The 18,923-nt window shown below is 58.5% G+C and carries 17 protein-coding genes; 16 read left to right on the top strand and 1 reads right to left on the bottom strand.

The genetic code is table 11. The features are described from left to right. Positions 1-350 precede the first annotated feature (350 nt). The 10 genes from K227x_RS21425 to K227x_RS21380 all read left to right on the top strand — a co-directional run bounded on the left by K227x_RS21425 (position 351) and on the right by K227x_RS21380 (position 10,474). A complete protein-coding gene (locus K227x_RS21425; RefSeq protein ID WP_145172759.1) occupies positions 351-1,001 on the top strand; it encodes a DUF502 domain-containing protein in 651 nt (216 codons plus the stop codon). A gap of 6 nt (positions 1,002-1,007) precedes the next feature. Then, positions 1,008-1,343, top strand: coding sequence for a hypothetical protein (locus tag K227x_RS30755; protein WP_218933423.1), 336 nt, complete (start codon positions 1,008-1,010; stop codon positions 1,341-1,343). 93 nt (positions 1,344-1,436) lie between these two features. Next, on the top strand, positions 1,437-2,792 hold the full coding sequence (locus tag K227x_RS21415; RefSeq protein WP_145172755.1) for a lipopolysaccharide biosynthesis protein: 1,356 nt from the start codon (positions 1,437-1,439) through the stop codon (positions 2,790-2,792). Between the two features lie 267 nt (positions 2,793-3,059). Then, positions 3,060-4,130: a DMT family transporter gene (locus K227x_RS21410; protein ID WP_145172753.1), complete on the top strand. Its 1,071-nt coding sequence runs from the start codon at positions 3,060-3,062 to the stop codon at positions 4,128-4,130. A 120-nt stretch (positions 4,131-4,250) separates the two neighbouring features. After that, entirely contained in the window at positions 4,251-5,315 is a 1,065-nt protein-coding gene (locus K227x_RS21405; protein ID WP_145172750.1) for an isocitrate/isopropylmalate dehydrogenase family protein, read from the top strand. A 20-nt stretch (positions 5,316-5,335) separates the two neighbouring features. Next, positions 5,336-6,619 (top strand): MFS transporter, encoded by a 1,284-nt coding sequence (locus K227x_RS21400; protein ID WP_145172748.1) that lies wholly within the window; start codon positions 5,336-5,338, stop codon positions 6,617-6,619. Between the two features lie 101 nt (positions 6,620-6,720). Continuing rightward, positions 6,721-7,776: a Gfo/Idh/MocA family protein gene (locus tag K227x_RS21395; protein ID WP_145172746.1), complete on the top strand. Its 1,056-nt coding sequence runs from the start codon at positions 6,721-6,723 to the stop codon at positions 7,774-7,776. Positions 7,777-8,212: 436 nt separating this feature from the next. Further along, a complete protein-coding gene (gene ychF, locus K227x_RS21390) occupies positions 8,213-9,304 on the top strand; it encodes a redox-regulated ATPase YchF (protein ID WP_145172744.1) in 1,092 nt (363 codons plus the stop codon). Positions 9,305-9,500: 196 nt separating this feature from the next. Beyond that, positions 9,501-10,076 (top strand): hypothetical protein, encoded by a 576-nt coding sequence (locus K227x_RS21385; protein ID WP_145172742.1) that lies wholly within the window; start codon positions 9,501-9,503, stop codon positions 10,074-10,076. 65 nt (positions 10,077-10,141) lie between these two features. Further along, positions 10,142-10,474 (top strand): amidohydrolase, encoded by a 333-nt coding sequence (locus K227x_RS21380; protein ID WP_145178244.1) that lies wholly within the window; start codon positions 10,142-10,144, stop codon positions 10,472-10,474. 53 nt (positions 10,475-10,527) lie between these two features. Here the strand turns inward: K227x_RS21380 and K227x_RS21375 are convergent, their stop codons facing one another. Then, entirely contained in the window at positions 10,528-12,045 is a 1,518-nt protein-coding gene (locus K227x_RS21375) for an MFS transporter (RefSeq protein WP_145172740.1), read from the bottom strand. Between the two features lie 291 nt (positions 12,046-12,336). Between K227x_RS21375 and K227x_RS21370 the strand changes: the two genes are divergently transcribed. The 6 genes from K227x_RS21370 (at position 12,337) to K227x_RS21345 (ending at position 18,913) form a co-directional block, all read left to right on the top strand. Then, the gene (locus tag K227x_RS21370) at positions 12,337-12,912 is read left to right on the top strand and encodes a glutathione peroxidase (RefSeq protein ID WP_449314262.1); all 576 of its coding nucleotides are present in this window, start codon (positions 12,337-12,339) and stop codon (positions 12,910-12,912) included. Between the two features lie 314 nt (positions 12,913-13,226). Then, positions 13,227-14,216, top strand: a complete 990-nt coding sequence (locus K227x_RS21365; RefSeq protein ID WP_145172738.1) for an SGNH/GDSL hydrolase family protein — start codon at positions 13,227-13,229, stop codon at positions 14,214-14,216. A 339-nt stretch (positions 14,217-14,555) separates the two neighbouring features. After that, a complete protein-coding gene (locus tag K227x_RS21360; RefSeq protein ID WP_145172736.1) occupies positions 14,556-15,881 on the top strand; it encodes an adenylosuccinate synthase in 1,326 nt (441 codons plus the stop codon). 2 nt (positions 15,882-15,883) lie between these two features. Further along, complete coding sequence (gene uppS, locus K227x_RS21355) at positions 15,884-16,657, top strand: polyprenyl diphosphate synthase (RefSeq protein ID WP_145172734.1); 774 nt, start codon at positions 15,884-15,886, stop codon at positions 16,655-16,657. A gap of 185 nt (positions 16,658-16,842) precedes the next feature. Further along, positions 16,843-17,787, top strand: coding sequence for a phosphatidate cytidylyltransferase (locus tag K227x_RS21350; RefSeq protein WP_246146017.1), 945 nt, complete (start codon positions 16,843-16,845; stop codon positions 17,785-17,787). Between the two features lie 145 nt (positions 17,788-17,932). Beyond that, a complete protein-coding gene (locus K227x_RS21345) occupies positions 17,933-18,913 on the top strand; it encodes a PhoH family protein (RefSeq protein WP_145172732.1) in 981 nt (326 codons plus the stop codon). The last annotated feature ends 10 nt before the right edge of the window (positions 18,914-18,923 follow it).

Here is an 18,923-nt window from a genome sequence, read left to right as displayed (position 1 = left end):
TTCCTTCGAATCGGTCGGTTTCGTGCGTGCGTGAATTATAGACGTGCGGATCTGTTTTTCGCGACCGTGCCAACGCTGTGGCATTGGCTGGATTCCCCCTGATTTCCGACGTTTTGGCTAATAATCGGGCCCGCCAATCGGTCCAGCTTTTTTGTGCCACCCAATTTCGTGAGCCAAAGCCGGTGTTAAGCTGGCCGCCAAGCGATGCGAAATTCCCACCGATTCCAACGCAGCAAGTCGCGAACGGTTCGCTGCCGCGGCGGCGTCAGCAGGCGACGGTTCCCGTGGGGCGTTCGCCGCTGGCCAGGCCAGGATCCCCCGCTTTCCCCCTTTCCCTTCGATCGATTCTGATGCGTCAAAAGATTCACGAGTCCGTCGGCTTCCTGCGATCGACCGCAATTGGGGGCCTGTTTTTCCTGCTGCCGCTTGCCGTCATCGCGGGCTTGCTGGGACAGGTTTATTCGATCGTGTCGGCGGTCGCTGTTCCGCTGGGCGACGCCATGCCCGACTGGGTGCCGATCAATACCGCCACCGGCATCGCGTTCCTGTTTTCGGCATCGGTAGCTGTGCTGGTGGGGATGTGCTTTACCGCCGGAGTGATCGCTCGCCGTGCGATCGGTCGAAAGTTTTCGTCGACGATCGAGCGGCAGTTGATCACCATTTTTCCGAAGTACGCCATCTACAAAGACCTGCTGGCGGGCAACCTGAAACACGATAGTGATGGTCCATCGCTGACGCCGGTGCTGGTCGAATGTCCGGAGGGATTGCGAATCGCGATGGAGTCGGATCGTTTGGCAAACGGGATGGTCGTCGTGTATTTCCCCGGTGCACCGGATACGTGGATCGGCTCGGTCGTCTTGGTGCCTGCCGAGCGAGTTCGCAGCGTCGAATTAGACTTTAACGAGACGCTAGGTGTGTTCGAACGACTGGGGCGAGATTCGGCCGCCTTCCTATCAGCTGGGATGGATGCAACCGAAGGTTCGCCGCGAGCGAATGGCTAGCGTTTGATGTGGATCGCGAATGTTGAAATTGATGGGGGGAGAGGGGAGGCGGAGGTGTGGCAGTTCTCGAACTTGAACTTGAACCTGAACTCGAACTTTCCCCCCCTCACCCCCGGCCCCTCTCCCCCACATCGGACACGAGCAGAACTCGCGTCCGATGCGGGGGAGAGGGGAGTCAGAGCTGTGGCAGCTCTCGAACTCGAACTCGAACTCGAACTCGAACTCGAACTCGAACTCGAACTCGAACTTGAACTTGAACTTGAACTTGAACTCAGACTCCTGCTTGTGCTTCCCCCTCACCTCCGCCCGAACCGACTTTCTCGCCGCCCGACCGTTTTCTGAATTGTTGACTCTTTTTCCCGTGCGGTGAAATGAGAGTCCGTCCCCCCAAGGAAGTTGGTTCCGATCTTTTTCCACCACGCGCCACGACCGGATTTGGTTAGAGACACCGACTGGAGTTCGCCAGATGCGGACCCGTCGGAAGCTGCGATCGGGTTTGCGCCGGTTTGGCTGGTTGCCTGCAACGTCATGGGGGTGTTGTTGGGGTACGCGATCACCATCCAGCTCGCTCGCACGTTGACGCGTGGTGACTTTGAACATTACATCGGTGCGATCGCCACATTGGGACTGTTGGCTTCGGTTGGCGAAGCCGGGTTTGGCAAGTACGGGCTGAAGGCTTTGCCCGACTTTATGGTTCGCGGGCGAGGCGACTTGATCGGTGGATACCTTCGTTTTGCGATTGCCGGGACGTTGTTGGTTTCGTCGGCTCTGGCGATCGTGGTGATTGTTTTCGAACGATCGGTTCATGCTCAAGCCGCTAGCGAAGTGATGGATTTGGGGCTGGCTTTTTTGCCAGCGATGGCATTGATGGGTGTGTCGATCGACTTGATGTTGGCGTTTCGGTTTGCGTCATCCGCAACGACGATTGCGCGAGTCTTGGTGCCGGCGATCACTCTGTTGGCGATCACCTGGCTGAACCATTCGTTGGTCCTGACGTCTCGATTGGCTGTCCTGAGCTTTGTCGCCGGCAGTTGCATTGGGATGCTGATCGCGACCACATGGTCGATCATCATCGGACGCCAATATTCGCGTCAGCTATCGCCAGCGATGGCGTTGCCGACGTGGGTCAGTTCAGGATTGACGTTCATGGGGATCGGTTTCCTGACGTCCTGGTTTTTTAAAGCCACGTTGGTGATCACGCACCACATGCCGCACATCGATTCGCAGGTCGCCCTGCTGGGGCCCGCGATGGAGACCGGCGGGTTGATTCTGTTGTTGTCGAAGTCGACTGACAAATATTTCCAGCCGATGATTGCGGTGATGATTCGCACCCAAGATTGGCGTCAGGCTCTCAGCATGCGGCGGGGCCGACGGCGTTTCATGATCTTGGGGATCGCCGTGTTCCTGGGTTTCGTCTTTTTGGCGGGCAGAAAACTGCTAGGGCTATACGGCGATGGTTTCGAAGAGGCCTATCCGGCGATGTGCATCGTCGCGATTGGTTCAAGCGTCTGGACTTACTTCTCGTTGGCCCCTCACTACCTGCTCTTCTCCGGTGCCCGGCGGCGGTTGCAGGCTGCGATGATCGTTCACGCAATCGTGCTGTTGGTGTTGACCGTGGGATTGTTTCGGACCCATGGGATCATCGGTGCAGCGATCGCTTACGCGGTAACGATCACGTCATTGGCGCTGACGAATGCCTATCTGGCGGGCCGGCGTCTGCAAAAGGTATTATCGGCCGGCCCGATGACCACCGATTCTTCGCAAGCGTCGTCAAATGAACGATCGCAGTGAAATGAAGATGGTCCGGGGGATTCGCCTGGATTCCCCAGCCACCGTTGCGGTCACGAATTCTGGCGAATCTCACGACGAAGCGTCGCCGGCGCGGCGACTCTGTTTGCCCGGGAATCACGCGATGGGATGCCGGGCAATGCCGATGTCCGCGACCCCCTTTCCACGTTTCCCTTCCTCTTTCATTTACGAAAGTCCTTTCCCTTGGAATCCTCCGGAATCAACGCGAGTGGAGCTGCCGCCCATCCGTTGCCCACCAGCGGCAATGGAATGAACGCTCAAACCCGCCGTGCGATCCTGGTTCTGATCGTCGTCAATGCGCTTTGGGGAATGACCTTTCCGGTGATGAAAGGATTGAACCTACAGATTGACCAACACTTTGGCGTCACCGAACACACCGCGACGATCTGGCTGCGAGCGTCGTCGGCTGCCTGGATGATCGGGATCCGATTCGGATTGGCCCTGATCATGTTTTCGATCGTCTTCCACCGCGTTATGGCGCGCATCCGAATGGTGCATGTTTGGGGCGGACTGGCGATCGGTTTTTTCTTCTTTTCCGGGTTGTTGCTGCAGGTGGTCGCGTTGGGGACGATCCCCGCGTCCCGCAGTGGTTTCCTGACCAGCATGGCGGTCGTCTTCACTCCCGTGATGGCGACACTGATCCGAGGGCGACTGCCACGGACGACGGTGATGGTCGGTGTGGCGATCGCGATGGCGGGCGTCGCCGTGCTAACGGAAATCGTGGTCGTCGATCGCAGTGGTGTTTCGATCGCGTCGGACGCGCTGCAGCGCTGGACCCGCGGTGACACGCTGACAATCTTGGGGGCGTTGTTCTTCAGTGGCCAAATCATGATGGTTGACTACCTAGGCAAACGATATGAATCGATCGCGCTTACGCCAACGATGTTTGGATCAGTGGTGCTGATGGCAGGCGTCACCTTTGCCATTCTGTCACCGCATGTTCCGGAAGCGACCGGCGAAGCAGCATGGACCAGTTTGGCGATATCGCCCGAGTTCATCGGGCTGATCGGGTTGTTGGGGATCTTCCCATCGTTGTTGGCTTTCGCCTGGATGAACAAGTTCCAACCGTACCTTTCGGCTGGGCAGGCCGCGGTGATCTACACCTGCGAACCGTTCTTTGCATCGACGTGGGCGATGATCCTGCCGGGGTTGATGGCGACCTATTGCGCGATCGGCTATCAGAACGAAACGTTCAGCTGGCCGTTGATATTCGGGGGTGTCCTAATCCTGGCAGCCAACGTGATCGCACTGTGGCCTCAACGGCAACCTCGCGAAAATCATGGCTCCGCCCAGGTCAGCCCACCAACGACGGACGCCTGATCCGCTAACATACGCGGCTGACTTTCTGATTGCGGACGATCCGGGGGCTTCACCAAAAGCTTTCCTGACCTGGATCGTCGCCAATGTTTCCCATGCAGCACGCCAGGCAGACGAGAACTGATGAGCACACGTACTTTTCGAATTGCGGTCCTGGGCGGCGACGGGATCGGTCCCGAGGTCTGTGACCAATCGGTCCGAGTGCTGCGCGAAATCGAATCTCGACTGAACAATGTAACGTTCGATTTTGAAAATCACCATGTTGGCGTCGGCGAGTACCGGGTCAGCGGCAATGCCCTGCCGGATACCACGTTCGCCGCCTGCCAGTCGTCCGACGCGGTGCTGTTGGGTGCGATGGGGCTGCCCAATGTCCGCTACCCGAACGGAAAAGAAATCGCGCCGCAGTTGGACCTTCGCGAGCGGCTAGGGCTGTACGGTGGCGTGCGCCCGATCCGGTTGTTCAACGAAGCCGACACGCCGCTGAAGGGCTACGCGGCCGGCGAGATTGATTTTGTGTTGGTCCGGGAAAGCACCGAAGGACTGTTCTACGGTCGCGATGCGGTCTTGGATCCGGATGCCGACGAGGCCTTCGATACGATGCGAATTTCGCGAGACTGCACGTTGCGAGTTTGCCGCTTGGCATTCGAGATCGCTCGCAAACGCGGCGGCAAAAAGAAAGTCACGTTGATCGACAAAGCCAACGTGTTGTCGTCGATGGTTTTCTTTCGCAAAGTGTTCGACGAAGTGGCTGCGGAATTTCCCGACATCACCGCGGACCACTGCTATGTCGATGCCAGCGCCTTGTTCCTGGTTCGCGACCCACAGCGATTCGACGTGATGGTGACCGAAAACATGTTCGGCGACATCCTGAGCGATCTGGCGGCCGGCTTGGTTGGCGGCATGGGGATGGCGCCATCAGGTGACATCGGCGCCACCGCGGCGGTCTTCCAGCCGTCGCATGGATCGGCACCTGACATCGCCGGCCTAGGTGTGGCCAATCCCATCGCGATGCATCTATCGGCGGCGATGATGTTGGATTGGTTGGACCATCCCGAATGCAAACGTGGGGCGAAAATGATCGATGACGCGGTGGCGAAGGTGTTGGCGGATCCCGCCAAGCGGACTCCCGACATGGGCGGCAAGCTATCGACGACCGAGATCACGGACGAAATTCTGAAAGCGATTTGAGCTCACACGTCAGGGAAAACATGCCGATTCGATTCTTTCTGATCCTTGGGGCGTTCTTCGTCTCGGTCCTGATGTGGGTCGACCGTGCCTGCATCTCGGCCGCCAAAAGCGACATTGCGACGGACCTTGGGTTCGACGACCGGCAAATGGGCTGGGTGATGGCGGCGTTTTCGCTCGGCTACGCGCTGTTTCAAGTCCCCAGCGGAAAGCTGGCGGATCGATACGGACCGCGAGTCGTGATGACGGTGGTGTGCTTGATGTGGTCGTTGTTCACGGCGCTGACCGGTGTCGTGCGCGGTTGGACGGCGATGATCGGTTTGCGGTTTCTGTTTGGGATGGGGGAAGCCGGCGGGTACCCAACACTGGCCCGCGCGTTCACGCAGTGGTTGCCGATGAACGAACGTGGCATCACCAATTCGATCAGTTTTTCGGGCGGGCGACTTGGCGCGGCCTTGGCGATGCCCGGCGTAGTGTGGTTGATGAGTGCCTTGGGCGGCTGGGAGCAGACGTTTTATTTCTTTGGTGCGGTCGGCATCGCCTTTGCCGCCACGTGGTTTTTCCTGTTTCGTGACAGCCCCGAAACGCACTTTGCGGTGACCGAGCGGGAACGGGATTACATTGTCAATTCACGCGATCCCGCCAAAAAGCAAGGCGAAACGGCCACCGCGGAACAGGCGCCGATCCGATTTGCGGAAATGTTGCGTTCGCCCAACATGCTGATGTTGATGTTCCAGTATGTGGCCCACAACTTCACGTTTTTCTTTACCGTGACCTGGTTTTTTCCTTACCTGAAAGAAACCTTTTCGCTGACCAAGGACCAGACTGCGCTGTACGCCGCGGTGCCGTTGTTGTGCGGTGTCGTGGGCAACTGGATCGCCGGGTTCACGGTGGACCGGTTGTACAGCCGGGGACGCTGGCAAGCATCACGCAGGATTCCCGCGGCAATTGGGTTCGTGCTTTCGGCGATCGGCATGTCAGCATGCATCAACATGAATACTCCGGTCACCGCGGTGGCGGCCATGAGCGTGGCGATTTTCGGTGCTGATATGATTTTGAGTCCGTCCTGGTCGACGTGCATGGACATCGGTGGGAAGAGTGCAGGCGCCGTTTCGGGCGCGATGAACATGGTTGGCAACTTGGGTGCGTTCTGCACTTCGCTTGCGTTCCCCTACCTGTACCGTTGGACGGGGACTCACGAACCGTTCTTCTACATTGCATCGGGACTGAACGTCGTGGCGATCTTTATGTGGTTTCGAATTCGACCCGACGTCGAAATGGCAGACGAAGTCCGCACAGTGAATTGATCGGCGCTGGCGATGGCGACCGTCGCCGTCGATAAGCGGGGGACGGAAACGGAACCTCTGCGAGCGCCAACCGTTCGACCTTTCCTTGGGAAACATCTCTGATGACGAAGCTTCGAGGCGCCGTGATCGGCGCTGGTTACTTCAGCCACTTTCACTACGACGCCTGGTCGCGAATCGACGGCGTGGAAATGGTCGCCTGTTGCGACATTGACGCAGGGCGAGGCAACAGCGTTTCGGCACAGTACAAGATCCCGCAGGCGTTCACCGATCACCGCGAAATGCTGGAACAATGCGAGGTCGATTTCGTGGACATCATCACGCGTCCCGACACCCACCTCGGCATCGTCACCGATGTGGCGAAAAAAGGGTTGCCGATGATTTGCCAGAAACCACTGGCCCCAAGCTTCGATGAAGCCAAGGCGATTGTCGAAACAGCGCTGCGATCCCGCGTGCGCTTGATGGTTCACGAGAACTTTCGATTTCAACCTTGGTACCGAGAGATCAAGCGGATGCTGGATGCCGGTACGATCGGACACCGATTGCACACCATCAGCCACCGCAATCGAGCGGGTGACGGTCACGGCGATGACGCCTACCTGGCTCGCCAGCCGTACTTCCAGACGATGAAGCGGTTCCTGATCCACGAAGCTGGGATCCACACCATCGACACGTTTCGGTACCTGGGTGGCGAAATTCGTCGGGTCTGGTGCGTGACAAGGAAACTGAATCACGTGATCGCTGGCGAAGACACGGCGATCGCGATCATGGAATTCGAAGAGGGCGGATTGGGGCACTACGACGCCAATCGGTACAACGAATCGCTGGCCGAAAATCCGCGGTACACCTTTGGCGAAGTGATGGTCGAAGCGGATAAGGGCACCATCCGGCTGTACGACGATGGCCGCCTGACGATCCAAATGCTGGGCAAAGCCGAACGAGACCATCCGTATTCGCCGAGCACGGCAGGGTTTGCCGGGGACTGTGTGCTGGCCACCCAGCAGCATTTTGTGAACAGCCTGGCATCCGACAAACCTTTTGAAACCGACGGTGCAAGCTATCTGCGTTCGCTAGCGGTCCAGGAAGCGATGTACCGATCCGCCGACAGTGGGCAATGGGAACAGCCGGCGGTTTCGCAGTCGATTGACCGTTGGGGGTGATTTGGGTTGATCGATGATGGGGGCTTTTGGGGTTGTTTTTGGGCCCCCTCACCCCCGGCCCCTCTCCCCCAGAATTCCTAGCAAGCATTACTTGCTTGGAATTCTGGGGGAGAGGGGAGCCCGCGTGGGGGAGAGGGGAGCCCGCGTGGGGGAGAGGGGAGCCCGCGTAGGCCAGAGGGGAGCCCGCTTGGTGAAGGGAGAGCATGTGGACAGGAGGGGAGCGTGCGTGGACAGGAGGGGAGCGTGCGTGGGCCGCGGAGGGGAGCGATCGTGGGCCAGAGGGGAGCGTGCGTGGGCTGGAGGGTGGCCTGTGTGGACGTGGGAACTTGGTTTGGGATTGGGGCGGCTGGTGCCTGCCCTTCGTGCCGACCGGGCGGGCTGTTACGATTTTGAGCCACTCAGGTATTCCCCACCTCCCCTGTTTCAAGAAAGCTCCATGGAAGCTGGTATCGTCGGCTTGCCCAACGTTGGTAAGAGCACACTGTTTAACGCCTTGACCCAATCGAAGGCGGCCCAGAGCGAGAATTATCCGTTCTGTACGATCGAACCCAATGAGGGGATCGTCAGTGTTCCGGATGATCGGCTTAGCCGAATCACCCAATACATCGTCCCTCAGAAGACGATTCCCGCCGTCCTGAAATTGGTCGATATCGCAGGGATCGTCAAAGGTGCCAGCGAGGGGGAAGGTCTTGGGAACAAATTTCTGAGCCACATCCGCCAAGTCGACGCCATCGTCCAAGTGGTCCGCTGCTTTGATGATCCCGATGTGATTCACGTCTCGGGCACGGTCGATCCGTTGGCCGATATGGAGACCATCGAAACCGAACTGATGTTGGCGGATATCCAGACGCTGGAAAATGCGTTGCCAAAGGCCGAAAAGATGGCTCGCGGCGGTGACAAGGATGCCAAATTGCGTGTCGAGGCGATCAAGGCCTGCAACGAACACCTTGCAACGGACCAGCCGCTGCGGACGTTGGAACTGATCGAAGCCCAACGAGTCGCTATTTCCAGTTACGGATTGATGTCGGCAAAACCGGTTCTGTACGTCGCCAACGTCAGCGAAAACGACTTGGAAGGCAAAGATCCGTTGGTCGACAAGGTTCGCCAACAGGCGTCCAAAGTCGGCGCTGACGTGGTCTGCGTGTGTGCCAAACTGGAATCTGAACTTGCCGAACTGGACGAACCGGATCGCAGCGAAATGTTGGCCGAAGTCGGGCTGGAACAGCCCGCTCTGCACACGATCGCCCGCGGCGCCTACCAAACCCTGGGGCTGGAAAGCTATTTCACGGCTGGCGAAAAGGAAGTTCGCGCCTGGACCATTCCTAAGGGTGCCACTGCCCCACAAGCGGCCGGTGTGATCCACAGCGATTTCGAACGCGGCTTCATTCGCTGTGAGGTTTACACGCTGGAGGACCTGGAAACGTACAAATCCGAAAAGGAAATTCGCCAGGCCGGTAAACTACGAGTCGAAGGCAAAACGTATGTCATGAAAGACGGCGATATCTGTCACTTCTTGTTCAACGTTTGATCCACAGCGGCGAATGGATCCGGCGACGGTACCGGGGCAGTCCCCTGATGCCGAACCCCTTTGGCACCACAGTATCAATCGAATGCGGCTTGCTTCCTGGCTTTAGCACAGCACTCCTGGCCCGGCCCCATTCGCGTTTGCTCCACGGCGTCCCTGCTTCCCCCCGAACCCTCCACTAGAGAGCTACATGAACAAAATGTTGATTCCTATCCTCTTTGCACTCGGCACTGCCATTTTCTGGGGCTGTTATGGACCCACCATCGGCAACGCCGCGGCGCCTCGAGTCGACGGGGCACCGCTGTGGTCACCGTTCAAGCCGTATGTGTTCATCGGAATCGCCTACTTGGTCATCGCGATCGTTGGTGGATTGCTGATGATGGCCGCCAAAGGTGATTCGTTCAGCTACACCGGCGTGTACTACCCGACGATGAAGTGGGGGTTTTTGGCCGGCACTTTGGGCGCCTTCGGCGCCGTTTGCTTGACCACTGCGATGATGACCAGCAAGGGCAATGCTCTGTTGGTGATGCCGATCGTGTTTGGCGGTGCGGTGACCGTCACGGCGATCGTTTCGGTTCTGCGACTGCACGGCGTCGCGTCGACCAGTCCGATGCTATGGGTTGGGATGGGGCTGACTTTGGTCGGGGTTGTCTTGACCGCGATGAACACGCCACACGGTCACGCACCGACGAAGCCGAAAGCCGATGCCGCCGTTAGCGATACAGTGACCGAGGCTGTCACTGCCACGCCCGCTGTTGCCGACGATACGGTTTGATGGACGATCCAACCGGACCGCCCAGCAGTGAACCGAAGATAGGCGGTGAAGCGACGGCAGACCGGATGCAGAAGATCCGAGCGATTGATCAACAGATCGCTCATATATGGATGGTCCGGACGTTTTTGAAGCATGCCGACGAAGCGGAAGAGGACGAAGATTTGCGCGACGTCGTCCGCGATCTGTACGACTTCATTTTGGCCGTTGGGCCGGTCGACGATGTTGACGATCCGGCGGTGTACATGAAGATGGCCAAGAAAAAACTCGGCCGCCTGAAACGGGCGACCGAGTTGTACGAAGAGATTCAACCCGAGGTTAGCGGGCACACCAATTTTGTGATGGCCGCTCGATCGCTGCGTCTGGCCGTCGACCAGATCATCGCGATCGTTCGATCCTAGAACCCATCAAGCCGGTGGCCTGGCAAACCAGGCCATCGACTTTCAGGCACCGCCTACATTTCAGCAGCGGGTGCCGGTTCGCCAAGCGCGTCGATGTGCTTGCCATTCTTGGGTGCTTTGAAACAGAACAGCAGGATCAGGTACAAGACGGCCATCGCCACCGGGACCAGGGCGGTGACGCGAATCGCCATTCGGCTGCCGTGCAAAGTGGCCTCTGCGACGGGCGCCTTGTCGGTTTCGGCGTACTCTTTGTTGCTGTTCCACCAATCGGCTTGTTCACGCAATCCCTTGAAGTTCTCGTCGCCAATCGCGTCGCCAGCGATTTCCACATCCGACAAGATGGTGGCACCGTTGTCGGAGATCATGCCGGCTTTGGCACCGTCGATCCCGGTGATGGCGGGGAAGAACAAGAACTTGTTTTCGTTCGGTGCTTTCACGCGAGCGAAGGTTTCAGGATTGTTTTCCTGGATGTACTGCGAAGCGAAGTAATCCTGTTTGTAGCCGATGCCAGGTCCGCCTAGCAGGCCGGCCGAGGTCATTCCGACAAAGCCCATCAAAGCCATCGCAATGGTCGCACTTTGGGGAAACCGTTCGCCCACGACACCCAACATGGTTGGCCATAGGAAGGTTTTGCCGATGCCGTAAACGGTCGCGGCAAAGAACATGAACGGGACGCTGTTTCCAATGCTGATCAGATACAGGCCGCTGGCACCGATGACGGCACTGACCAGCAACAAACCGAGCGACGAGATCTTGTGAACGATCGGTCCGGCAAAGAATCGCAAGCCGGTCATCAGTAGCGATGTGTAGATGAACAAGGCAGTCCCCAATGCGGCACTCTTCAGAATGCCGCCGGTGATCTTGTTGATCCAGCTGTCGGTGCCCAGTTCGACATAGCCGACACAAGCATGGGCGATCAGCAGGATGAAGAAGAAGGGAACCATCAATCGTGCAAACATGCCGCCATAGGAAACACTGCCCGACTGTGCGTCCGTCTTGGGGAAGTTTTCCTTGATCGCAATGAACCCGTAGATCGCTGTAGGGATCAGGTACGTGGCCAGCAGAATTTCCCAACCGACACTGTCCTTCAGGAATACGATCAGTCCGCCCAGCACCAAACCGGCAGGCCAACCGGCGTGCAGGATGTTCAGGTAGTGAGTCTTCTGTTCGGGGAACAACGCGGCGGTCAGCGGGTTGATCACCGCTTCGCAAATCCCGTTTCCGACCGCAAAGATAAATGCGGACCAGAACAGGATCATGTACACCGCGTCCTTCCCTGCCTCGTTGAACACGGGCGTGGCCGAGAACAGCAGGACGGCCGAAACCACGTGGCAACCCATCGCGGCCAACATCAGCGGCTTGTAGCCGATCCAGTCCACCAGCAAACCGGCTAGCAGGATGACCAGACCGAAGCCCAGTAGCCCGCCGCCGGTGATCTGACCCAATTCGGTCATCGTGAAGCCGTACTTGTTGGACCAAATGTCCAGCAAACCACCGCGGACGGCAAAGCCGATACCGGCAGCGATCAATGCGAGGAAGCCAGCGGCTAGGAGCGTTTTGCGGTTTTCCATGATGCGGATCGGGGAATGAGGTTTTACGTTAGTTTCGCGTTTTGCAGTCAAACACGGGTAGGGAGCCCGAAATGCTGCCAGCAGGCGATAGCGGCGTCAAGTCTTCCGCGAACATTCCGTGAAGAAGATGAACGTAATTCGCCAGATCGCTCTGTGCCACTGCCACGGTCGCTATACTTTGACGAGATCCTAAAATTTACCTCGACCGCCAGCCGATCGACCCTTCGATTGGCCCATTCCGCGGTCGAGCGTCCCACCCCTGCTTTGATCTAAGAACGGAGAACGGTTCCCATGCGATCCCTGATGACCCTAACCTTGGCCACCCTGATGCTGGCCACGGGAGCAATGACCGCGATGGCACACGACGGCGAGCACGAATGTGCGTTGGACTACAAAATGAAGACGATCGACGGTGAAACGGTCGATTTGGAAGATTACGAAGGCAAGGTGGTGATGATCGTCAACGTCGCCAGCAAGTGCGGCCTGACGAAACAGTACGCCGGACTGCAAAAACTGTACGAAAGCCACCAAGACAAGGGTTTCGTCATCCTGGGATTCCCCTGCAATCAGTTTGGTGGTCAAGAACCGGGAACGGATGCAGGCATCAAAGAGTTCTGCAGCACCAAGTTCAACGTTAGTTTTCCCATGTTCAGCAAGATCGACGTCAACGGCGATGGCGCCGCGCCGATCTACAAGTACCTGACCAGCAAGGACGCCAAGCCTGCCGGAGAAGGACCGATCAGCTGGAACTTTGAAAAGTTCCTGATCGACCGCGAAGGAAACCTGGTCCACCGGTTCGCCCCCAGGACGACTCCCGAGGACGCCGAACTGAATCAAGCGATCAAGGAACAACTGGCCAAATCCTAGGTCCCGATTGCTCTGAAGGAAAACAGCGTCCTGACGAGAAACAACTTCGGCATTGCAAACGGTAGCGGACGCGGCACCAGCCTGGGCTGTTGATTTCGTGAGCCGTGATCGCGTAAGCGGCCGGGCATTATCCGTCCCCCCATTACCCGTGGCCTCACGGCCAGCGGCTCACCATTGCGGTTTGGGAAGTTGAATCACTTCGACATTCGGCTCTGCTCACCGCCGGACCTTCGATGAATTAGACTGACGCGGCGGCTTCCCTTTTGCGAAGCCGCCGTTTTTTTGTTCGATTGTTTGATGTATTAGGAAACGCGATGCGTGGCTTAGCTCGATTGGTTCCAGCGTCCTCCATGACGGCGTCCTTCGTGACGGCGTCTTTCGTGACGGCGACCTTGGTTCCGATAACGATGTTGATGTTGATGGTGATGATGGCTGGGAATCCGGATGCCTTGGCAGCCGATGGCCAGCCCGATTCGGCCACGCCGTTGTTGAAATCGCCGTTGTTGAAATCCGGGGACCGCATCGCCGTCTTGGGTGGCACATTCGTCGAACGGATGCAGTCGGGCGGTTCTTTGGAGGCCGAGCTGCAGTGCCGACGGCCGGACTGGAAATTGTCGGTCCGCAATCTGGGGTGGTCCGGCGACGACGTGCACGGCATCGCTCGAAAACGTTTTGACGGTCCCGAGGACGGTTACAAGCGGATATTGGCGGATGTCGCGGTTGCCAATCCCAATGTTGTCATCGTGGCTTACGGCATGTCCGAAGCCAGCGACGGCGACGAAGCGGTGGACCGTTTCGAAGCGGGGCTGCGGCGGCTGGTGGGCGACCTGCAAACCGCCAAGTACCGCGTCATCCTGATGCCCCCGATGGCGATGCCAGGGGTTCGCACGCCGGGATATACGTCGGCAATCGATCGTTGCCGGTCGATCGTCACCGCGGTTTCGCAGCAATTGCACGTGCCCGAATTGGAAATCCAGTGGCGTGCGGCCGACGACCAGGTCACCGAAAACGGGCTGCTTCCCAGCGCCGCTGGGTACGCTTCGCTAGCGGTCGCGGCCGCCGATCCATTGGTGGGCGGATCCCCATGCGATTCGGACGGTACGGGCGATTCGGGCGATTCGAAGCTACAGGAGCTGATTGCGGCCAAGAACCAGCTTTTCTTTCATCGCTATCGTCCTCAGAACGAGACCTATCTGACGTTGTTCCGGAAACACGAACAGGGCAACAACGCTGTCGAAATCCCTCAATTTGACCCGCTGATCGAAGCCGCCGACCGTGAAATCTGGGCAGCCGCATCCCGCTAACCCCGAAATCCCGTAGCGCAGGTCGCCAAGACTTTCGGCCTTCGCTCAATCGATAAACTGTTGGCGACTTTCGCTGCGGATGCCCTGGATTCTGATTGCGGTCAAAAATAATTGGCCGGGCATTGGATCGTGAATTGGCGATGTTGGGGCGGCGAAAAGGTCACATCAGCGACGAAGCAGTCGATTCGGACCGTTCGGGGGGGCCGTGATTGGCGACCAAGGTTCACTGCCGATGGCTTGCCCCGTTATTGCCACCGATCGACCACCGGCTTACCCTTTTCCGTTTCCGCCGCGGATCTGCGGCGAACCAGTGCGACCATAGTCAGCGGGAGCTAAACGGTGTCGGGAACTTGTGTAATCGGACTTCAGTGGGGCGATGAGGCCAAAGGAAAACTCGTCGATTTGCTGGCTCCCCAATTCGATTTGGTCGTCCGCTACCAAGGCGGGGCCAACGCGGGGCATACTGTCGTCGCTGGCAGCGAAACCTACAAACTGCACCACATCCCTAGCGGCATTCTGCACGCCAAGGTCCAAAACCTGATCACGCCCGGCGTGGTCATCAACCCAACGACCATGTTGGACGAGATTGATGGGCTGGCCAAACGCGGCGTGAACTGCCGCGATAACCTGCGGATCAGCGAACGGGCTCACCTGGTCATGCCTTGGCACATGGCCGAGGACAAGTTCATCAACGCCACCGCTGTTCGTGGCGAATCGATCGGAACCACCAACCGCGGCATCGGCCCCTGCTATCGCGACAAGGTCGGCCGTACTCATGCGATCCGCATGTCCGATCTGATCCAACCCAACCGGGACGAACGGATCCGCACGGTTGCCGAACAGAAACTGTCGATTTTGGAAAAGTTAGGCGCACCGGCCGAGGATCTGGAATCGATCGCAGCCGACAAGGTCGTGGCATTGGCCGCTTCCTGGGCCGATCGACTTAGCGACATGATCGGCGACACCACCGATTTCTTGCTCGATGAAGCCGAAGCGGGCAAACGAATCCTGTTCGAGGGTGCCCAAGGCGCTCTGCTGGATATCGATCACGGCACTTTCCCCTTTGTCACCAGCAGCAACAGCAGCGGTGTCGGCGTTTGTGCCGGTGCTGGCGTACCGTCCAAGTGGATCCACCAAACCCTGGGCGTTTGCAAGGCCTACAGCACACGCGTCGGTGGCGGGCCGTTCCCCACCGAACTGGAAGATGCGACCGGCGAAAAGATCCGCAAACTGGGCAACGAATTCGGCACCACCACCGGCCGTCCGCGCCGCTGTGGTTGGTTCGATGCGGTAGCGGTTCGTTACACCGCACGTCTTAGCGGCGTGACGCGATTGGCCCTGATGATGATGGATGTGTTGGCACACTTCGAAGAACTGCAAGTCTGTGTTGCCTACGAACTGGACGGCAAACGAATCGAACGATTGCCGGCACACGCTGACCAACTGCGTCGCTGCAAGCCGATCCTGGAAACGATTCCCGGCTGGAACCAGCCCGTCGACGACGTTCGTAAGATGGAAGACTTCCCACAGGGGGCTCTGGATTACGTTGCCCGCATCGAAGAACTTGTCGGGATTCCCGTGGGCGTGCTGAGTGTTGGCCCAGACCGGGCTCAGACGATTTTCACGGAATCAGCCGACGTGCTGAAGCTTAGCCCGATCGCGTAACGATGCCGATTTCCGATTCTGCCAAGCCAACCGCTGACGACGACAAGCTGGACGATATCCCGCTTGATCAGCGACCGGCACACATCGCGATCATCATGGACGGCAACGGTCGCTGGGCCACTGCGCAGGGGTTGCCGCGGATCGAAGGGCATCGGCGCGGCGTTGCAACGGTGCGAATGATCAGCGAAACGTGCACCGAACTGGGGATCCAGGCGGTGACGTTGTATTGCTTATCGAGTGAAAACTGGAAACGGCCGCAAGCCGAACTGGATTTCCTGATGCACTTGTTAGAGCAATACTTGATCGAAGAACGCCGCACGATCATGGACCAGGGGCTGCGATTGAAGGTGATCGGACGCCGCGATCGATTGCCCGCGACCGTGATCGCCGAAATGGATCGCACGCTGGAAATGTCAGCGTCCAATCCCGGCACCCAATTGGTACTTGCGATCGACTATGGGGGCCGCGACGAAATCACGATGGTGGCCCGAGAACTGGCCGACGAAGTGGCCGCGGGAAAGTTGACCTCGGCTGAAATCAACGAAGACACCTTCGCCAGTCGCTTGTACACCAAGGGGCTGCCCGAGATTGACCTGATGATCCGCACCGGCGGCGATATGCGAGTCAGCAATTTTTTGCTGTGGCAGATCAGCTATGCCGAACTGTGGGTCACCGAGACGTGTTGGCCAGAGTTTTCGCGAGCCGACTTTTTGGACTCGATCCGACAGTTCAAAACGCGTCAGCGCCGTTTCGGCGGACTGAATGTCAACGAGTAGACGCGGGCGACAGGTGGATTCGGTTTGCCGCGCTGTGTCGGTGGTCGGGGGCGCTGTGTTATCCGGCTTTGCGGACGGCGGTTCACCATCGCAGTGCGGGACCCGATCCGATCCACCGGCCACCTGCGGCCGAGTCGCCGAAGTTGTTGAACGCTTGCGAAAGCTGAATATAGGGAGAATGAAAGTTGTTAATTGATCGGCTGCGCACATCGGCGGTTCTGATTTTGGTCGTCGCGGCTTTGCTGCATGCCGACGCGCACTGGTCGATGCCGGGGTGCGAAGGATTGTGGTTGTTGCCGCTGCTGTTCTTCTTTGCGCTCGGCACCACTGCGGATCTATGCGGTTTGCTGGCCGCCAGTGGTCATGATGTCGCCCGCCGTGACACCATGATCGCCACGGGATTGGTGACCGGAGCCGCCGCCATTCCATTGGCCTGGCCGATTTTCGGGGCCACCTATCCAGCCGACTGCCCCGTCGGTCGTTTGGGCTGGATCGTGATCGCCGGTGTGGGAGCGACGTTCCTGATTTTGATTGCCGAGATGAACCGGTATGCGGCAGGAAAAAAAGGCACGATTGAGCGCACCAGCGCGGCCATTTTTATGTCTCTGTATGTCGGATTGCCGATGGCTCTGCTGGTGTCCCTTCGCATGATGGGCAGCGGGAACTGGGGTTTGGCGGCGCTATTGACGATGATCGCGACGACCAAAAGTGCGGATGCGGGCGCTTATTTCAGTGGCAAAGCGTTTGGGAAACACAAGTTGGTGCCTCGGCTTAGCCCCGGCAAGACGCGGCAGGGGGCCGTTGGCGGCATTGTGACCGCTACGATCGTTGCCTTTGCCTGTCTGCAGTGGCTTTTTCCGCTGATCGCTGATGGAGCCTCCGGGCCGGTTTCCGCGCCCTCGATCCCGGGATTGGACACGTCGATCGGAGGTGCATTATTGCTGGGGCCGCTGTTGGCGATCGCAGGAATGATCGGCGATTTAGCAGAATCGCTGATCAAACGGGCCGCGGGAGCCAAGGACAGCGGCAGCCTGCTGCCCGGTCTGGGCGGGGTTTGGGACGTGACGGATTCGCTGATCGCAGCGGTGATGCCGGCCTTTTTGTGCTTCGCCGCCGGAGTGGGCAGTTAGCTAGGCTTGGTGCAATCGATGAATCGGCGACGGAGTCCACCTGCGACTGCGTCCAGCGGCAAACGCACCCACAGTCGCTCTTTTGCGACGAAACCGTATACAATCCAAACTTACGTCTGAACAAAGCAGCCCCCAGGCGACCTGAATGACCGAAACGACGCTTTCGATCACTGACCCTAAAGAAATCTTGGCTCTATTCGGGCCTCGCGACCAACACCTTCGCAAACTGCGACGGCTGTTTGACGTTGCCATCACGCAGCGGAACGGCGAGGTCAAAATCTCGGGTGAAGACACAGGTGTCCAGCGAGCCATGCGAACGCTGGAGAAACTTCGGCACCTTTCCCGCAAACAGGGGGAATTGAGCGCCGGTGACGTCAACAAGGCGGCCATGGAAGAGGGCGCGATCATCGAGGGCACCGCCCCCACAGGGCCGGCCGGCGAAGAAATCCAAATCCAGCATGCCGGGCGTAAAATCAAACCACGGACTCGCGGCCAGGCCGAGTACGTCGACGCGATCCGCGCCCACGATCTGACCTTTGCGACCGGCCCGGCCGGTTGCGGCAAAACCTATTTGGCAGTCGCCACCGCGGTCGAATCCCTGCGATCCGGTGCGATTCGCAAGATTGTGCTGGTCCGTCCGGCGGTCGAAGCCGGCGAGAGCCTGGGTTTTTTGCCGGGCGATTTGCGAGCCAAACTGAATCCCTATCTGCGACCGCTGATGGATGCGTTGGGCGAAATGGTCGACTACGACCAAGCCCGTAACTTGATGGAACAAGACGTCATCGAAGTGATCCCCCTGGCTTACATGCGTGGGCGAACGCTTAGCGATGCATTCATCATTTTGGACGAAGCACAGAACACCACGGTCGCCCAGATGAAGATGTTCCTAACGCGGATGGGCGAGCGCAGCAAAATGGTGGTCAGCGGCGACGCGACCCAACTGGACCTGCCACGCGGCGTCACCAGCGGCCTACGAGACGCGATTACCCGGCTTTCCCGCATCGACGCGATCGGGATCGTCAAGCTTCAGGCTAGCGATATTGTCCGACACAAATTGGTCCAACGCATCGTCGAAGCCTACGATGACGGCGACTCGCGCGACGGAGATTCCCACGATCGGTCCTAATTCGGATCGA

Source organism: Rubripirellula lacrimiformis, assembly GCF_007741535.1.
Taxonomy (GTDB): Bacteria; Planctomycetota; Planctomycetia; order Pirellulales; family Pirellulaceae; genus Rubripirellula; species Rubripirellula lacrimiformis.
The sequence above is the reverse complement of the archived record's forward strand: the minus strand, read 5'-3'. Positions and strand labels throughout refer to the sequence as shown.